General features: G+C 31.8%; 19 protein-coding genes. All 19 read right to left on the minus strand.

Annotated features, from left to right (window positions below; all coding sequences use genetic code 11):
* Window positions 1-156 precede the first annotated feature (156 nt).
* Window positions 157-909 (minus strand): DNA repair protein RecO, encoded by a 753-nt coding sequence (gene recO, locus CD129_RS05745; RefSeq protein ID WP_115337385.1) that lies wholly within the window; start codon window positions 907-909, stop codon window positions 157-159.
* Between the two features lie 25 nt (window positions 910-934).
* Window positions 935-1,831 carry a GTPase Era gene (gene era / locus CD129_RS05750; protein WP_078356522.1) on the minus strand — a complete coding sequence of 299 codons (897 nt, stop codon included), beginning with the start codon at window positions 1,829-1,831 and terminating at the stop codon, window positions 935-937.
* A complete protein-coding gene (gene cdd, locus CD129_RS05755) occupies window positions 1,832-2,236 on the minus strand; it encodes a cytidine deaminase (protein ID WP_078356521.1) in 405 nt (134 codons plus the stop codon).
* A gap of 21 nt (window positions 2,237-2,257) precedes the next feature.
* The gene (locus CD129_RS05760; RefSeq protein ID WP_078356520.1) at window positions 2,258-2,605 is read right to left on the minus strand and encodes a diacylglycerol kinase family protein; all 348 of its coding nucleotides are present in this window, start codon (window positions 2,603-2,605) and stop codon (window positions 2,258-2,260) included.
* The gene (gene ybeY, locus CD129_RS05765) at window positions 2,598-3,059 is read right to left on the minus strand and encodes an rRNA maturation RNase YbeY (RefSeq protein WP_078356519.1); all 462 of its coding nucleotides are present in this window, start codon (window positions 3,057-3,059) and stop codon (window positions 2,598-2,600) included. The genes CD129_RS05760 and ybeY overlap by 8 nt, the downstream gene beginning before the upstream one ends.
* Window position 3,060: 1 nt before the next feature.
* Window positions 3,061-4,008, minus strand: coding sequence for a PhoH family protein (locus CD129_RS05770; RefSeq protein ID WP_078356518.1), 948 nt, complete (start codon window positions 4,006-4,008; stop codon window positions 3,061-3,063).
* 35 nt (window positions 4,009-4,043) lie between these two features.
* Window positions 4,044-4,541 (minus strand): PH domain-containing protein, encoded by a 498-nt coding sequence (locus CD129_RS05775; RefSeq protein ID WP_115337384.1) that lies wholly within the window; start codon window positions 4,539-4,541, stop codon window positions 4,044-4,046.
* Window positions 4,542-4,691: 150 nt separating this feature from the next.
* Window positions 4,692-5,393 carry a hypothetical protein gene (locus CD129_RS05780; protein ID WP_115337383.1) on the minus strand — a complete coding sequence of 234 codons (702 nt, stop codon included), beginning with the start codon at window positions 5,391-5,393 and terminating at the stop codon, window positions 4,692-4,694.
* A 15-nt stretch (window positions 5,394-5,408) separates the two neighbouring features.
* Entirely contained in the window at window positions 5,409-6,404 is a 996-nt protein-coding gene (floA, locus tag CD129_RS05785; protein WP_115337382.1) for a flotillin-like protein FloA, read from the minus strand.
* 23 nt (window positions 6,405-6,427) lie between these two features.
* Window positions 6,428-7,144, minus strand: coding sequence for an NfeD family protein (locus tag CD129_RS05790; RefSeq protein ID WP_404932018.1), 717 nt, complete (start codon window positions 7,142-7,144; stop codon window positions 6,428-6,430).
* 212 nt (window positions 7,145-7,356) lie between these two features.
* Window positions 7,357-7,533 (minus strand): 30S ribosomal protein S21, encoded by a 177-nt coding sequence (gene rpsU / locus CD129_RS05795; protein WP_016910862.1) that lies wholly within the window; start codon window positions 7,531-7,533, stop codon window positions 7,357-7,359.
* 126 nt (window positions 7,534-7,659) lie between these two features.
* Window positions 7,660-9,006 carry a tRNA (N(6)-L-threonylcarbamoyladenosine(37)-C(2))-methylthiotransferase MtaB gene (gene mtaB / locus CD129_RS05800; RefSeq protein WP_107509468.1) on the minus strand — a complete coding sequence of 449 codons (1,347 nt, stop codon included), beginning with the start codon at window positions 9,004-9,006 and terminating at the stop codon, window positions 7,660-7,662.
* Between the two features lie 6 nt (window positions 9,007-9,012).
* A complete protein-coding gene (locus CD129_RS05805; RefSeq protein ID WP_115337381.1) occupies window positions 9,013-9,762 on the minus strand; it encodes a 16S rRNA (uracil(1498)-N(3))-methyltransferase in 750 nt (249 codons plus the stop codon).
* Between the two features lie 8 nt (window positions 9,763-9,770).
* A complete protein-coding gene (prmA, locus tag CD129_RS05810; RefSeq protein ID WP_107509466.1) occupies window positions 9,771-10,703 on the minus strand; it encodes a 50S ribosomal protein L11 methyltransferase in 933 nt (310 codons plus the stop codon).
* 3 nt (window positions 10,704-10,706) lie between these two features.
* Entirely contained in the window at window positions 10,707-11,840 is a 1,134-nt protein-coding gene (gene dnaJ, locus CD129_RS05815; RefSeq protein ID WP_078356511.1) for a molecular chaperone DnaJ, read from the minus strand.
* 94 nt (window positions 11,841-11,934) lie between these two features.
* A complete protein-coding gene (dnaK, locus tag CD129_RS05820) occupies window positions 11,935-13,770 on the minus strand; it encodes a molecular chaperone DnaK (protein ID WP_078356510.1) in 1,836 nt (611 codons plus the stop codon).
* 44 nt (window positions 13,771-13,814) lie between these two features.
* Window positions 13,815-14,408, minus strand: coding sequence for a nucleotide exchange factor GrpE (gene grpE / locus CD129_RS05825; protein WP_115337380.1), 594 nt, complete (start codon window positions 14,406-14,408; stop codon window positions 13,815-13,817).
* A gap of 24 nt (window positions 14,409-14,432) precedes the next feature.
* The gene (gene hrcA / locus CD129_RS05830; RefSeq protein WP_107509464.1) at window positions 14,433-15,407 is read right to left on the minus strand and encodes a heat-inducible transcriptional repressor HrcA; all 975 of its coding nucleotides are present in this window, start codon (window positions 15,405-15,407) and stop codon (window positions 14,433-14,435) included.
* 116 nt (window positions 15,408-15,523) lie between these two features.
* Window positions 15,524-16,642 (minus strand): radical SAM family heme chaperone HemW, encoded by a 1,119-nt coding sequence (gene hemW, locus CD129_RS05835; RefSeq protein WP_107509463.1) that lies wholly within the window; start codon window positions 16,640-16,642, stop codon window positions 15,524-15,526.
* Window positions 16,643-16,686: the final 44 nt, after the last annotated feature.

Consider the following 16,686-nt stretch of genomic DNA (forward strand, 5'->3'; position numbering starts at 1 on the left):
AATGAATTAACTAAGTATATCCATTTTTATAATACTAATAGAATTACATTAAAAATGGCCGAATCCATAGCTTAGCTATGAATTCGGCCAAAAATCCATTTTTATTATTTAGTTGTCTACTTGACAGGGTACAGTTCAATAAGTCTTTGCTCTTTTTTATATATTTAAGTTTTCTAGTTGTTTTAGTAATTTTTTTGTTCTGAATACAACTCCAACATATTCATCATACATATTATCAATCAAAATTACGATTTCTTTCTTAACTTGATCATTAATTGTAAAGCTATTTAAATGTTGTATTGGTAGCTGGTACATTAAATTCATAAAATATAATGCTCTATTTGAAATTCGATAAGCATGTTCATCATTTACGAGTGCTTGGTTACTTAATGGGCCATTATATTTAAAGCTATACGCATTTAATTGTTGTTGATCCATATCACCTGTAATGACACATGCATTAAATCTAGGTTCATAACCATATTTAGGCATACATTTCAAAGCGACTATCATACTCATTGTATCGGCATCAACGCCTTTTTCAACAGCTTGAAATACACTTAAAAGCAAGTCATAGAAAAATACATCATGTTCATCTTCTTCCAACGCTTTATCAACTATCTCTATACAATAAGCACCATAAGCACTTTTAAAAATATCGCTTTGCATCATTCTATGACTATTTATAATATCAGCTGACGACAACGTTCCCATACCTTTAAACTTTGAAAAAATAAACAAGCCATGTACAAAGGGCTGTGTAGCACCTTGTAAAGGATGACTTGTTTTTTTAGCACCGCGTGCCATTAATGGAACTTTATGTCCATGTTCATTTAATATAGTTATGATTTTATTATTCTCACCATAATTTACTGAGCGAATGACAAATCCTTCTTGTTTAAAAAGCATTTTATCATCGCCTCCATTCTAAATATTACTCGTCTTCTCTGTAACCAATTTGCTTAATGAAATTAGGTTTATTACGCCAGTCTTTTTGAACTTTTACCCATAGATCTAAATATACTTTCGAACCAAGTAACATTTCTATGTCTCTACGTGCACGTTTCCCTATTTCTTTAAGCATTTTACCACCTTTACCGATAACAATGCCTTTTTGAGAATCACGTTCTACATAAATTGTAGCTTCAACATGCACCTTTTCACCTTCAACTTTAGTCATTTTATCAACACTAACGCCAATTGAATGTGGTATTTCTTGGCTAGTTAAATGTAGTGCTTTTTCTCTAATCAATTCTGATACAACAAATTGCTCAGGATGGTCAGAAATTTGATCTTTAGGATAATACATTGGACCTTCTTCTAAATATTTCTTGAATTGTGCTAGAAGCGTCTCAATATTTAATCCTTCTAGTGCAGAGATAGGTACTATTTCTGCAAATTCCATTCTTTTTTGATATTTTTCAATCTCAACTAGTAACTGATCTGGATGTACTAAGTCTATTTTATTTAATACTAAAAATACTGGCGTCTTAGTATCTTTTAACAAATCAATGATAAATTCATCGCCTTTACCGATACTTTCATCTACATTAACCATAAACATAATTAAGTCTACTTCTTTTAATGTATTTTTGGCGATTTTCATCATGTAATCACCTAACACGTGTTTAGGCTTATGGATACCTGGTGTATCAATAAATATCATTTGAGAATCATCAGTTGTTAAAACACCTTGCACTTTATTTCTTGTCGTTTGTGCTTTATCTGACATAATTGCTACTTTATGACCTATAACTTTATTCATAAAAGTAGATTTTCCAACATTAGGTCTACCTATAATAGATATAAAACCTGATTTAAATTCATTCATTTATTCTAAATCCTTTCCTGAGAAACCTAAAGGTAATAAATCATTAACAGTAGTTTCAATTCTTTCATCTGTTTGATGTGTTAAATAAACAGGCATGTCATCATCACAAAGCTCTTTTAAGACTTGTCTACAAGTACCACATGGTGATGAAGGTTTATCTGCATCAACAGTTATTGTAATACATTTGAAGTCTCCAGGTCTATAGCCATCTGACATTGCAGCAACTAAAGCTGAGCGTTCTGCGCATATTGTAGATGGATATGCAGCATTCTCAATATTTGCACCATAATATGCTTTGCCATCTTTAGTGATTAAATATGCACCAACATTAAATTTCGAATATGGTGTATAAGCCCTTTTCTGTGCTTCTCTTGCGCCATCGTACCACTCTTGTTTAAATTCCATAATTCTTCCCCCTTATACTTACTATATAATTTTTGGTAAAAATATAATTATCCCGATTATTGCTGCCATAATTGATGACATTAATACAGCTAATGCAGCTGTATCTTTTGCATGTTTAGCAAGTGCATGATATTTATCTGTATACATATCAACAACATATTCTATAGAAGTGTTTAAAATTTCTGTTATTAAAACACTAAATATCGCAAGTATAATCCATAGCCATTCGTTTTGATTTAAATTTAATATTAAACTAACAATGATGACAATAATTGCAAATGCTAAATGTAAAATAAAATTACGGTCTTTCTTCAGTATCGTTATTAAACCAGCTAAAGGAAATTTAAAACGATTAATAAATTTAATCACGAGTTAAACCAAATTCATTTAAAATTTCATCTTGTCGAGAAAACATTTCTTTCTCATCAACTTCAGTCATATGGTCATAACCTAATAGATGTAAGAAGCCATGTAATGCTAAGAACCCTAATTCCCTACTTAAACTATGATTATATGAATCAGCTTGTTCCTTAGCGACTTCTAAACATATGATTATATCCCCTAATACTCTAGGAATATCTAGCCCTTCAATCTCTGGTTCATCCTCTTCAAGTGAAAATGAAATGACATCAGTAACTTTATCTTTATCTCTATAATCACGATTAATAGCTTGTATTTCTTCTTCATCGACAAATGAAATAGAAAGCTCTGCTTCTTGAGTTATATTTTCTTTTTTAGCAGCAAATGTCAGTAATGATTCAATTTGATTTTTTGTATCTTCATCAATCACTTGTTGTTCATCAATAAAATCCATTGTTAGCATATTAAATCTCCTCTTCGTATGCATTTATTATTTTACCTACTAATGGGTGTCTTACAACGTCTGTTTGTTCTAAATAAGACATTGAGATACCTTTGACTCCACTTAATCTTTGGTCAGCTTCAATCAGACCACTTTTAACGCCTTTTGGTAAGTCGATTTGTGTTCTGTCACCAGTAACAACCATCTTAGATCCAAAGCCTAACCTTGTTAAGAACATCTTCATCTGTGGATGTGTTGTATTTTGTGCTTCATCAAGAATAACAAAGGCATCATCAAGTGTTCTACCTCTCATATAAGCTAAAGGAGCAATTTCAATTGTACCTCTCTCAATTAATCGAGCCGTTTGCTCTGTACCCAGTACTGTATGTAGGCCATCATATAGTGGTCTTAAATAAGGATCTACCTTTTCTTTCAGGTCACCTGGTAAGAATCCTAGTGATTCACCTGCTTCGACTGCTGGGCGCGTTAATACGATGCGTTTAACTTGTCCTAGACGCAATGCTCTTGCTGCCATTACAACGGCTAAGAACGTCTTCCCTGTCCCTGCAGGACCTATACCGAAAACTAAGTCATTTTTTTTAATATTATTAATATAAACTCTTTGGCCCATTGTTTTTGCTCTTATTATTTTACCATTACTATCTTTAGTAATTTCTTCGTCATATAAATTAATAAGCTGATCTATTGTGCCTTTTTCAGCCATTTTAACAGCAGCTTGAACATCATTGATTGTTATACTTGCTCCACTTTCAATCACTTTTAGTAAGTTCATTAGGACTTTTTCTGCTTTTTCAACATTTTCTAAACGTTTTCCGCGAACACTAATTTCTTGTCCTCGAGTTAAAATATCCACCTCGAGTTCATTTTCAATATATTTTATATGCTCATCTCCATTACCTAATAATGCTTGAGCTTGATCCATATTTTCGATTTGAATTAATGTAGGCATTAAATATCTCCTTTATAAGTTGAATTGTTAACACTTTAAATGTACCAAACCTTACTATAACGTGCAATCTTATGCACTTTATTTTGCATATTATTTAATTTTTCTTGTGAAGTTATCAAATGACTTACTTTTTCAAATTCACGTAATCTATTACTGTTATTTAATTTAATTTTAGGATTGATACGCATAAGCGCAATGATAAATTCTCTTTCTTCAAGCGGACTAACCTTTTCAACTAATTCACCACTTGATACGATTTCTAACATGCTATTACCTTCTATAGATTTAGTCATGTTAATTTGCTCAATTTCAAAGATGTTATATGTGTTTTTAAAAAGACCTCTTCTAATCGTTAAAAAATGTTCTTTTATTGTGTACCTTTCAAAAAGAATGTTTAAAATAATAAGAAATACCAAGACGAAAGTTATCATTATTAAGTATTTGTTACTAATAAAAAGAGGTATTAAAGCAATTAAAAACACTATAAATGAAATCCATATAGATAAAAAACTAAGCTTTTTCTTAAATACCATTTTTATCACACCTTCTTGATTCCTACTTATATTGTAAGACTAAATGGTATTTTTGTGAATAAAAAAACAGGCTGAGACAATTAATTTGTCTCAGCCTGTATCAATATATTAGCAGTAGATGACTGAATTGAATATATGATTATATTAAGCTTATTTCAACTCATTTGGTCTTTTAAGTATTTCTGACCAAATTATACCGTTAACCACTTGGTTCTCATCAACGTTTATAGCTTCATCATTAAATTTATGTTTACTGTTCAAATAAAGTTGTTTAACCATTGAACGTCTTGTTCTCTCAGAAAGTTGAATATTCTTAATAATTTGTTCTGCCTCAACTTCAATTTGAGAAATGTTTTCTCTTTGTAAGTTTGATAAAGAATTTTTTTCATCTTCACTAAATTGTAATAGTTGTTTTATTACTTGCTCTTGTTTTTTAGGTCTATTTTTATGAATTTGCTCTTTTTTCTCATTTATATACGCATTTTCATGTTCATTAGATGTGTGTTGAGCAGTATTTTCTTTAGGTCTTTCACTTACTTTAGGTTGTTCAACGTCAATATTATATTGTTTAAGATGAGTTGCAAGTTGGTCAGCTAAATTTTTATAGTGACCTGACATACGATCAGTAGAACTCGTTTCAGCTTTTTGTTTATAAGATTCATATTTATTAACTAAATCTTGTAATTGTTGCTGAGCTTTATCTGTTTTTTCTGTTGCTTGTTTATTTACTGGATTTGGTCTTTGATTATTTTGGGGTTGTTTATTCTTTTTCTTTTTAGAGCTACCTTCAATAATTCCACTAACTACACTAAAAATCACCCAAATAACAAAGACGATAATGCCTATTTCCATTTCAAATCACCTCTCTTATTGGTTCGGTGAATTAGAATCTTGTGGCTTTGTACTCTTGTTAATTGCTTCTCTCATGCCAGTATCAGCTTCTACATTTTTTAAATTGTAGTAATCTTTAACACCTAAATTACCTGATTTAAGTGCTTCTGCCATTGCAAGTGGTACTTCTGCTTCTGATTCAACAACTTTAGAACGCATTTCTTGTACTCTTGCTTTCATTTCTTGTTCAGTTGCTACAGCCATAGCACGACGTTCTTCGGCTTTAGCTTGTGCAATGTTTTTATCTGCAAGTGCTTGTTCAGTTTGAAGATCTGCACCAATATTTTTACCGATATCTACATCAGCTATATCGATAGATAAGATTTCAAATGCTGTACCTGAATCAAGACCTTTACTTAATACAGTTTGAGAAATACTATCTGGATTTTCTAGAACTTTTGTATGGTGTTGACTTGAACCAATTGTAGAAACAATACCTTCACCAACACGAGCGATGATTGTATCTTCACCAGCACCACCAACTAAACGTTCAATGTTAGCTCTAACTGTAATTCTGGCTTTCGCTTTCACTTCAATACCGTTCATTGCAACACCTGAAATAAATGGTGTTGCAATAACTTTAGGGTTTACTGACATTTGAACTGCTTCTAAAACGTCACGGCCAGCTAAATCTATTGCTGCACCTCTTTCAAATGCTAAATTAATTTCTGCTCTTTGTGCCGCAATAATCGCATCTACGACTCTATCAACATTACCTCCAGCTAAAAAGTGAGACTCTAGTTGATTTGTTGTTAATGCTAAACCTGCTTTGTGTGCTTTAATTAATGGATTGATAACACGTCTTGGTGATACACGTCTTAAACGCATACCGACTAAAGTACCAATTCCAACTTTGACACCTGCTGCTACAGCTGAAATCCATAATCCTACTGGAACAAATGAGAATAAAATCATAAGCAGTACGATTAAAATGACAGCAATAATTATAAAGGCAATTAAACCTGATAACATATGCAATTCTCTCCTTCACTATCTTAAATTTCTCTTACAACAACTCTTGTACCTTCAACCTGTACAATCTTTACTTGTTTATCATTCTGAATAAATGTACCATCTGAAACAGCATCTATTCTTTCATCATCAACAAGGATAATGCCTGAGGGCCTTAATGCAGTGTATGTTGTACATATTTTGCCAATCAAATGACTTCTATCTTCGTGAGATGTATAGCCAGATTCTTTATTTGTAGAATCTCTAAGAATGACTTTATCAAAGAATGGTATTTTACGATTAAATCCTTTCACTAATATCACCCACTCTATCGTCGTTAAAATTAATGCTACAGCAATAATCATACCCATAACTAATATATTCTCTCCAACTAATATAAAACTACCTATAATAGCTACAAAGCCTAGGATACCCAAAATTGCGCCAATAACAAATAATTCAATTATTACTAATAACGCTCCAATACTAAAAAGTAAAACAGAAATCAAACTTATTTCATCAATTATAACGTAACCTATAAAGAATATAAGTGTACAAATGAAACTTAAAATTCCAGCAAAATTAATATGTTCAGAATATAATTGATAAAGAGCGCCAAGAAAAATAATACAAGTCAAAATTAACGTCACTAGAGGCGAAGTTATAAAGTCGCCAATAGTTGAAATACTATGACTTGAAACAATACCTAAATTCAAATTATGTTGAATAAAAGCAAATATGTATTCATACGCTGATGTCAATAATCTCACCCCTCATTAATATTATACAATAAAACAACTACGAACTAAAACGTATACACGTATTATTTTATATATATATGTACTTAAATATTTTTAATATAAGCAAAAGAACACATAAACAAGATGTTTATGTGTTCTTCATACATTTTAAACGTTAAATTTGTTCATTATAATTAATTAATATTCATTGAGGGAGTTCAATAAACTATTAATTATTTAACTTTACGTTTACGAGCTGCTTCTGATTTCTTCTTACGCTTAACGCTTGGTTTTTCATAGAACTCACGTTTACGCACTTCTTGAATCGTACCGCTTTTTGAAACTGTACGTTTAAAGCGACGTAATGCATCTTCGATTGATTCGTTTTTACGAACTACTGTTTTAGACATCTGTATTTCCCTCCCTCCAAATATCAACAAAGCTTTATATGTCATTTACATAGTAAATAAATTACTATGTACTTTAACATTATAAAATAACTCATTTTTTAAGTCAATAATCATTTGTTATGAATATTAAAATGTAACTAATCTTTCATCTTTATTAGTTGCATGATTGACTAATTTTACAAGTTTTCCTTCATTTATAGGATAACCTGGTGTCATTACTTTAACTTTCACTATTTCACCAATTAATGTTTCATCGCCATCAAATTCAATCTTCATGTAATTATCAGCATAACCAATTAATTTCCCTTCAGATGAACCACTCTCTTCGGGAATAACTTCTAAAACAGTTTGATCAAATTTAGATGCATAGTCTTTTGCTAATTGGTTAGATAACTCAATTAGGCGATGCACACGATCATTCTTAACATCTTCATCAACTTGATCTGTCATTCGTGCAGCTGGTGTACCTGTTCTCATAGAATAAGGGAATACATGTAATTCTGAAAATTGGTGTTTCACGATAAAATCATATGTTTCTTGAAATTCTTCTTCAGTTTCACCAGGGAAACCAACAATAACATCACTTGTTACAGCTAAACCAGGTAATGCTTTATGAAGTTTCTGCAACCTTTCAGAGAAGTGTGCCATCGTATACTTTCTTCTCATACGTTTTAACACAGTATCTGATCCTGATTGTAATGGAATGTGTAAATGTCTTACTACTTTAGTAGACTTATCAATTACATCAATCACCTCATCAGTAAGTTGACTTGCTTCAATTGAAGAAATTCTAATTCTTTCAAGATTCTCAACTTGTTCCAAATCTCTAAGAAGTTGTGCTAAGTTATAGTCTTTTAAATCTTCACCATAGCCACCTGTATGAATACCAGTTAAAACGATTTCTTTATATCCTGAATTAACTAAAGTTGTTGCTTGACTCACAACTTGTTCAGGATCTCTTGATCTCATTAAGCCTCTTGCCCACGGAATGATGCAAAATGTACAGAAGTTATTACATCCTTCTTGGATTTTTAATGATGCGCGAGTTCTGTCAGTAAAATATGGTACTTCTAATTCTTCATATTTTCTGTTCTTCATAATATTACCTACACCATTAATTGGTTGTCTACTTTGCTTATATTCTTCAATATAAGAAAGTAATTTATGTCTATCTTGAGTACCTACAACTATATCAACACCAGGTATTGCCATGATTTCTGCTGGAGAAGTCTGAGCGTAACAACCCGTTACACAAACAACTGCATCTGGATTTTTACGAATAGCTCGTCTGATTACTTGTCTACTTTTTTTATCCCCAGTGTTTGTAACAGTGCATGTGTTTATAATAAACACGTCAGCATTTGTTTCAAATTCTACTCTTTCGTAATCATTTTCCTTAAATAATTGCCAAATCGCTTCAGTCTCATAGTGATTAACTTTACAACCTAAAGTATGGAACGCTACTGTAGCCAAATATATTCACCTCATTAATTCTAATTGATAGCTTAAAGCAGCTAAAGCATACAATGGAGCAGTTTCAGCCCTTAAAATTCTAGGTCCTAAACTCATCTTTACTGCATCTTTAAAAAGATGGACTTCACTTTCTGTTAAGCCACCTTCTGGACCAAAAATAATTAAAATTTTCTGTCCATGTTTAAGATTAGAACCAATTTGATGTAATTTACTTGTTTCCCCACGTTTAGCCTCTTCTTCATAAGCTATTAATATATAATCATATTCATTCATATTATCATAAATACCTTTAAAATTCGACTTATACTTAATATCTGGAATTGTAAGCCTCATACTTTGCTCGCTTGCTTCTTTTACAATTTTTTGCCATCTTTCGAGTTTCTTATGAAGTTTCTTTTCTTCTAATTTAACAATTGATCTTTCTGATTGAACCGCAATAAAATGATGAGCACCCATCTCTGTTGCTTTTTGAATCATCCATTCGTATTTGTCACCTTTAATGAGTCCACTAGCAATTGTGACTTCAACAGGAAGTTCAGTTTGTCTTGTTGTATCTTCAAGTGTAAGTACTTCAATACAATCATCATGATAAGCAGTTATTTCAGAAATTAGAGATTTTTTATCTTTAAAAGTTAAAATAATTTTTTGTTCCACATTCATACGCATCACATTTTTAATATGATGTATATCATCAGTATTATGTATAAAAAAACGCAGATTTAACTCAGCGTTTTCGAGTAAGAAATATCTTTGCATCATTTCTCCTACTTTCTAGCTCTTATTGAAACCCATCCATCTTCTCGTAATACTTTTTCGATAGTATAACCAGTTTCTTTTAGTTTTTCAATAATTTCATCAGATTTTTCTTCTATAATTCCAGAAGTAATAAAGTAACCATTATCGTTTAGCCTTGTATAACTATCCTCAATCATTAAATCAATGATATGTGCCAAAATATTTGCAATAATCACATCATACTGTTCAGTTTCTTCAGTCAATAAATTACCTGTATCAGCTAATATATCTTGCTCACAATTATTTTTCTCGAAGTTTTCCTTAGCAACTTTAATAGCTAAATCATCTAAATCTACAGCTTTTATTGATTTGACACCAAGCAAATGACAAGCAATACTTAAAATACCTGAACCAGTACCAACATCAATAACTTTATGGTTTGGGTTCACAACTTCTTCTATATGCTTCAGACACATGCTTGTTGTTGGATGGTCACCAGTTCCAAATGCCATTCCGGGATCAAGTTTTATACATAAATCATCATCTTGGTTATCATATTCTTCTTCTTCCCAACTTGGTACTATAGCAAATCTCTCAGAAGCTTTAAATGGATGGAAATAATTTTTCCACTCATTTTCCCAATCAGATTCTTTAATTATTGTTTTAGAAAAAGAAAGAATTTCTGAATTTATTCCTTCGACATCAGCAATTGAAACTTTAATTTCTTTTTCTAAATCATCTGTAAAGACTAATTCATTAAAGTAACATTTTATCCTAATATCGTTATCAGGATAGTCGTCAGGATTCAACTCATATATTTCACCATATACATCTGCATGGTCTTTTTCTAATTCAGCTGAATCTTCAATTACTACTCCATTTGCTCCTAATTCATTTAAAAGAGCAGTAACAACTGGTTCTGCTTCTTTATTAATCATTATAGAATACTCAATCCAATTCACAGGCTATTCTCCTTTAAAAAACTTTTTGGCTCTATCTTTTAAACTAGATGGTTGTTCTGTTAAATCTTCTCCACCAATTTCAGCAAACTCACGAAGAAGTTCTTCTTGTCTTTCTGTCATTTTATCTGGAGTTACAACTTTAACAGTTACAAAATAATCACCTTTTCCATAACCATGAACATTTTGTACACCTTTTTCTCGTAGTCTAAACTGTTTACCTGTTTGAGTACCTGCAGGAACAGATAGAGATACATTACCAGTTAGTGTAGGGACCGTTATTTCATCACCAAGTGCTGCTTGTGGGAATGAAAGGTTTAGATCATAGAATATATCATCGCCTTCACGTCTGAATTTATTATGAGGTTTAACTCTAAATACTACATATAAATCACCAGCTGGACCACCATTAACACCTGGACCACCTTTGCCTGCAAGACGTATTTGTTGGTCATTATCAACGCCTTCAGGTACTTTAACTTTAATTGTAACTTTTTTGTTTTGTGTACCTTTACCATGACAATCTGAACATTTTTCTTCGAATATTTCTCCAGAACCTTCACATTCAGGACAAACTTTTTGAGTTTGCATTCTTCCAAGAATAGTATTTTGTTCTACTGTTACATGTCCTTGACCATTACAATAAGTACATGTTTTTTTCTTAGTTCCTGGTTTAGCGCCTTTACCATGACAAGTATCACATTCAACGTCTTTGCGAACTGTAATATCTTTTTCAGTACCGAATACAGCTTCTTCAAATGTTAGAGTCATACTGTATTGTAAATCATCACCTTGTCTTGGAGCGTTAGGATCTCTTCTAGCGCCACCGCCACCAAAGAATGAACCAAATATATCTTCAAATCCACCGAATCCAGAGAAGTCTTGTCCACCAAATCCTTGTGAACCACCGAAACCTTGTTGCGGTCCATTATGTCCAAAACGGTCATATTGAGCACGCTTATTTTCATCACTTAATATTTCATAAGCCTCAGATATTTCCTTGAATTTAGCGTCAGCACCTTCTTCCTGATTAATGTCAGGATGGAACTTTTTTGATAATTTTCTATAAGCTTTTTTTATTTCGTCTTTAGAAGCATCTTTAGATACACCTAGCACTTCATAATAATCTCTTTTCGCCAATATAATCTCTCCTTTACACACTGATTTATAATACGGATATGCATTAAAAAAGTCAAAGCCAATCACATTGACTTTGACTTTTTAATAATGAGTATTATTTTTTATCGTCTTCGTTAACTTCTGTATAATCAGCATCAACTACGTCGTCATCGTTTGAAGTAGATTGGCCTTCAGCTGATTCAGCACCTTGTTGTGCTTGAGCAGCTTGTTCATACATTTTTACTGATAATTGTTGAACGATTTCTTGAAGCGCATCTTTTTTAGTTCTGATGTCTTCTATATCAGTGCCTTCTAATGCTTTTTTCAATTCTTCTTTAGCATCTTCAGCTTTAGCTTTTTCGCTTTCATCAACATTATCACCAAGATCAGTTAATGTTTTTTCAACAGTAAATACCATTTGGTCTGCTTCGTTTCTTACATCTATTTCTTCACGACGTTTTTTGTCTTCTTCAGCATTTTTTTCTGCATCTTGTACCATACGATCGATTTCTTCATCAGATAATGATGAACTTGATTCGATTGTAATTTTTTGTTCTTTGTTTGTTCCTAAATCTTTAGCTGTAACATTTACGATACCATTTTTATCGATATCAAATGATACTTCAATTTGAGGTACGCCACGTGGTGCTGGTGGAATATCAGTTAATTGGAATCTACCAAGTGTTTTGTTATCTGCTGCTAATTGACGTTCACCTTGTAACACGTGAATATCTACTGCTGGTTGATTATCAGCTGCTGTAGAGAACACTTGTGATTTAGATGTTGGAATTGTTGTATTTCTTTCAATTAATACTGTAGATACGCCACCCATAGTTTCAATACCTAAAGACAATGGTGTAACATCAAGTAATACTACATCTTTAACATCACCAGTGATAACGCCACCTTGAATAGCTGCACCCATTGCTACAACTTCATCAGGGTTAACACCTTTGTTTGGTTCTTTACCAATTTCTTTTTTGATCGCTTCTTGTACAGCTGGGATACGAGTTGATCCACCAACTAAAATTACTTCGTCAATTTCAGAATTAGATAAACCAGCATCTTTCATAGCTTGTTTAGTTGGACCCATAGTTCTTTCAACTAATTCACTTGTTAATGATTCAAATTTAGCTCTTGATAAAGTAGTTTCTAAGTGTAATGGTCCATTTGCTCCACCTGAAATGAATGGTAATGAAATTTGTGTTGAAGATACACCTGATAAATCTTTTTTAGCTTTTTCAGCTGCGTCTTTAAGACGTTGTACTGCCATTTTATCTTGTGATAAATCTATACCATTTTCTTTTTTAAATTCTTCAACTAAGTGTTTAATGATAACATCATCAAAGTCGTCCCCACCTAGTTTATTGTCACCCGCTGTAGCTAATACTTCAAATACACCGTCACCTAATTCAAGGATAGATACGTCGAAAGTACCGCCACCAAGGTCAAATACTAATACTTTTTGATCAGTTTCAGTTTTATCTAAACCGTATGCTAATGCAGCTGCAGTAGGTTCGTTAATGATACGTTCTACTTCTAAACCAGCAATTTTACCAGCATCTTTAGTAGCTTGACGTTCAGAGTCATTGAAATATGCAGGAACAGTGATTACTGCTTTAGAAACACTTTCTCCTAAATAGCTTTCTGCAGTTGATTTTAAGTTTTGTAAAATCATTGCTGAAATTTCTTGTGGTGTATACTCTTTATCTTCTACTTTTTCTTTATAATCAGTACCCATATGACGTTTAACTGATTGAATCGTGTTAGGGTTTGTTACTGCTTGACGTTTAGCAACTTCACCAACTTGTGTTTCTCCATCTTTAAATGCTACTACTGATGGTGTTGTTCTGTTACCTTCTGGGTTTTGAATTACTTTAGGTTCTCCACCTTCTAATACTGATACTACTGAATTTGTTGTACCTAAGTCTATACCTATTACTTTACTCATAATAATTATTCCTCCAATTTATAGTTACGTTTGAATTAAATTATTTATTCGTTCACTTTAACCATTGCTGGTCGTAGAACGCGGTCTTTTAATTTATAACCTCTTTGTAGTTCTTCAGTTACGACACCTGATTCGAAATCAGGATTACTATCTTGCATTACTGCTTGATGTATATTTGGATCGAATTGTTTATTATACGATTCTATTTCTTCTAATCCATTATCTTTCAATGATCTTAGTAAATCGTTATAAACCATATCAACACCCTTTTTGAATGTTAAAAAGTCTTCAGATTCGCCTTCTTGTTGTAAAGCGCGATCCATGTTATCTAAAGCAGGTAATACATCAGTAAGCACTCTTTGTGCTTGATAGTCTTTCATGATACTAGATTCTTGTTTCATTCTGCATTTATAATTTTCAAATTCCGCATATAAACGTAAGTATTTTTCTTCTTCTTCATCAGCTTTTTGTTTTAATTGTTCGAGTTCAGCTTCCGGAATTTCGACTAACTTTTCTTCTTCAACCTCTTCTACATCTTCTACTGAATCATGAGTATTTGCTTCTGCTTCTTCAGTAGCGACAGATTGAGCTTGATCATTTGTTTCGTCGAATTGTTCATTTTGCTTTTCTTCCGTCATTTCATGCCCTCCATATTTTCTTATTTAAAAATGATTCAGTAATTGAATCACTTTGTTATAATGCATAGCAGTTGGACCGATAACGGCTAAATGACCGCTTATATCTCCAGAAATTTCATAATTTGTACTTACAATCGATATACCATGTAAGTCTTTATTAATTTCTTGTCCAATATTGACACTTATTGAATCATTAGTCGTTTCATTTAAAAATTGAGCAATGCGTTCTGATTCAAGATATTTTAATATAGATTGAATCATCGTTATATTCGTAACATCCATTGCCTCAATCAGGTGCATCTTTCCACCTAGAAACATTTCTTCACTTTGATTATTAATTTGAGTTAATAATGCATGTTTAAACTTCTTGATAAAGTTGTGATCTATGAATGACAACGTTAATGATTCTAACGTGTTTATCATTGTAGATAAAGTATTTTGCTTAAAATGTTGATTTAAAAAGTTCATTAGTTTCTCTATTTGTTGCTGATTCAAAGATTCTAATACTTGAACATGAATTTTCTCAACATATCCATCAGTAAATACAATGACACTCATTAGATGAGTAGGGTTAACTCTAACAAAATGAATTTCAAATATATATCTTGAAAATTTATTTGGTCCAAGTACAACAGTCGTATAATGTGAACGATTTGATATTTCTAAAGCTAACCATTTGAGCATAGCATTTACATCGTATTGGTTTTCATCATGGAATTGATTAAACCAATTTGCGCTTTTCTTACTTTGTGACTTAGACTTTAGTAATTGATCTACATAATGTCTAATTCCACTTTCAGAAGGAATACGCCCAGATGATGTATGTGTCTTTTCTAACAAATCTAAATCTTCAAGTTGCTTCATTTCATTTCTAACTGTTGCTGGACTTATAGGCAATTGATGCCTTTCGATAATCGACTTAGAACCTATTGGTTGTCCTAACTCAACATAATCCTCAACAATCACATTTAATATTTGTAATTGTCTCTCAGTAATCATGTCATCACCTCGATTAGCACTCTCTCTTATCAAGTGCTAATTACAATTTATCAAATTGGTCAAAGAAAGTCAACGTTAAAGCATTCGATTTTTCAAAACTTTTTTCAAAATAATAATTAACTTAACAAAAATCTCTCAAACACTTCATTACCAATGTTTTGACCCCTATTACTCAAACGTAAATAATCATTTTCATCTATTAATAATTCTCTTGAAGTTAATTCATTAACATGATCACCGAACACATCTTCTATTGATCTTTTGAATTTATTTTTAAATTTAGACTTGGAAACACCTTCAGTCATTCTAAGACCAAGAAACATTTCCTCTTCCATTTGTTCTTTAATAGATACATCGCTACTTTGTAATTTAGGCATTTCATTATGATTAATCTTTTTAATGTATTGATTAACGGGGTTAATGTTTCCATATCGAACCCCTTTTATATAGCCATGCGCACCTGCACCAAATCCGTAATATTCTTCGTTTTTCCAATAAACCATATTATGTAGGGATTCATGTCCAGACTTTGAAAAGTTTGAGATTTCATATTGATTTAAATTTGAATTTTTCATTTTTTCCTTTAAATGCTGATACATTTCTTCCCCTAAATCTTCATTTGGTAATTTTAATTTACCTTTTCTATATAAATTATAAAATTGAGTTTTTGGTTCAAGTATAAGTGCATAGCTTGAGATATGATCAACATCTAGCGCTAATGCTTTGTTTAGTGAGTCATCAAATTGTTTTAATGTTTGTCCTGGCAAATGAAACATTAAGTCAAGACTAACAGAATCAATTTGATGCTTTCTAGATAAGTTGACTGCTTTTTCAATATCTCCACTATGATGTGTTCTTCCTAACACTTTAAGCAATTCATCGTCAAATGTTTGAACACCTAACGACAATCTATTTACGCCATATTGTTTTAATAATTTTATTTTAGCTTCAGTCAATTCATCTGGATTAGCTTCAAAAGTATATTCTTTTGTAATTACGAACAAGTCATTAATCGCTTGAAGCAATTTTTCTAATTGTAGTTCTGATAAAGCTGTAGGTGTACCACCACCTACGAACATTGTTTCAACTATTTTATCTTCCCTAGTTGCCATTTCTTTAATCAAGCAATCTAAATATTCATCAACTGGTTGATTGGCTATATAAAACTTATTAAAATCACAATAAGTACAAATTCTCACACAGAAAGGTATATGAATATATACACTTTTAGCCATATAAACTCTCCTTTAAAAATAGAAACAGCTACATATTATGCAGC

It is taken from the genome of Mammaliicoccus fleurettii (genome assembly GCF_003970575.1).
Lineage (GTDB): Bacteria > Bacillota > Bacilli > Staphylococcales > Staphylococcaceae > Mammaliicoccus > Mammaliicoccus fleurettii.